Annotated in this window: 1 protein-coding gene and 1 pseudogene; both read left to right on the forward strand. The window is 67.8% G+C overall.

Going from position 1 to position 2,106, the window contains the following annotated elements; genetic code table 11:
- A pseudogene (locus JaAD80_RS31030) lies at window positions 1-1,397 on the forward strand (ribonuclease E/G); the annotation flags it as partial.
- Between the two features lie 108 nt (window positions 1,398-1,505).
- Window positions 1,506-2,106 (forward strand): chromate transporter (locus JaAD80_RS28070; RefSeq protein ID WP_146012580.1); only part of this gene is annotated, 601 nt, incomplete at its 3' end.

Consider the following 2,106-nt stretch of genomic DNA (forward strand, 5'->3'; position numbering starts at 1 on the left):
GGCCGTCCAGCCCAGGACGATGCCGCGAAGAAGCGGAAGCACTGGAAAAAGCCGCCCGTCCGCCACGCCCGCCGCGTCCGCCACGCGAACCGCGTGAAGCGCGCGAGCCAGGCGACGCCACGGCCGCACCACGCGAACGCGGCGAACGTCCGGAACGCGCCGAGCGTCCGGAACGCGCGGAACGTCCAGAGCGCGCGGAACGCCCGCCACGCCAGCCACGCGAAGCGCGCGAACCACGCGCCGACAAGGCTGTTGTTGCTGAAGTGAAAACTGAAGAGCTGGCACTGCTGGGCGTCACCGCCACCGCTGTCAACGTGGTCGTGCCGTCAAACGGCCCTGCCGCCGACGACGCGCCAACGAGCTTGCTGAAAGCCCCGGCGAACGCCGGTCCTGAAGGCGAAGAGTCGGAAAGCGACGTCGAGGGCGAAGAACCGCGCCGCCGCCGCCGCCGTGGTGGCCGCAACCGCAACCGCCGCGACCGTGAAACGGGCGAGCTGATTGAATCGGCAAACGGCGACACCGAAGGCCAGGACGCCCCCGTGATCAGCTTTACGGTTGCCCCGGCGCCGGAAGCCGACAGCGTTGCCGCTCCCGTGGCTGTCGTGACGACCGCTGTCGTCGCCGTCGCCGCGCCAGTGGAAGCTGCCGCCGACGCCGCGCCAGCCGCCGTCGTCGAAGTCATCGAAGTGGTGGAAGTGGCCAAGGTCGCGGACATCGCCAAGGTGGAAGACGTTGCGCCAGCTGCTGAAGCTGTGCCAGCCGCTGAAACGCTTGCTGCAGCAGCACCTGCCGCCGAAGTGATCGTACCGGCAGCCCCGGCCGAAGCAGTCGTTGCTGCAGCGCAAGCTGAACCAGCCGCTGCCGAGCCAGCACCAGCTGCCGAGTACAGCTTTGCCGAAAAAGCCGCGCCTGAAGCAGTCGCAGCTACTGCGCCTGCGGAAATCATCGTCGAAGCCGTGCCTGTCGCCATCGTGGAAGCCGCACCCGTGGTGGAAGCGGCGCCGCTGGTCGAAGCCATCGCCGTGATCGAGGATGCACCAGCAGTGGTGCCAGCCGCTGAAATGCCCGCCGCAGAGGAAGCCGCTCCCGTGGTTGCCGACGCTGCGCCAGCAGTTGCTCCAACCGCTGAGCCAGTTACTGCTCCTGCTCCTGCTCCCGTTCCCGCCCCTGCTCCTGCGCCAGCACCAGCGCCAGCCCCCGTGGCCGCGCCACTGGACCTGGACGCGGTGCTTGGTTCGGCAGGCCTGACCCTGGCTGCCACCGATCCGGAAAAACTGCGCCTGGCGCAGGAAGCGGCCGCCAAGGCAGTCGCACCGGTACGCAAGCCACGCGAACGCAAGCCATTGCCGCCGCAATCGGACGAGCCGTTGATCCAGGTCAACACGCAGCGTCCATAAGCGCGCCGGGTTCGCCCAGCCGCCAATGATGAAAGGGGAAGCTCAGGCTTCCCCTTTTTTATGCCCATCACCTTTGCCAGCCCTCCGCACGCCATGCACAGGAACGCCATGCACGAGCACGCCAACCTTCCACCCGCCGCCGTCAGCCTGCGCAGCGCCTTCTGGTACTGGCTCAAGCTGGGCTGTGTCAGCTTTGGCGGCCCGGCCGGACAAATTGCCATGATGCATGCTGAACTCGTGGAAAAGCGCCGCTGGATTTCCGAACAGCGCTTCCTGCATGCATTGAATTACTGCATGCTGCTGCCGGGGCCGGAAGCGACCCAGCTGGCAATCTACATCGGCTGGCTGATGCACCGCACGCGCGGCGGCATCATGGCGGGACTGCTGTTCCTGCTGCCTTCGCTGCTGCTGCTGATCGTCCTGTCCTGGCTATACATGGCTTACGGCCACGTGGGCGCCATCGCCGCCATCCTGTACGGCATCAAGCCGGCCGTCGTCGCCATCGTGCTGGCCGCCGCCTGGCGCCTGGGCCGGCGCACCTTGCGCAGTCCCAGCCTGATCGCCATTGCAGCCATGGCATTTATCGGCATCGCCGCGCTGCATCTGCCATTTCCACTGATCGTGCTCGGCGCCGCCCTGCTGGGCATGGCTGGCGGCCACTGGCTGCCGCGCCAGTTCCATGCCGGCGGCGCGCAGCACGGCGCCGCCG

The organism is Janthinobacterium sp. AD80 (genome assembly GCF_002878455.1).
Taxonomy (GTDB): Bacteria; Pseudomonadota; Gammaproteobacteria; order Burkholderiales; family Burkholderiaceae_D; genus Janthinobacterium.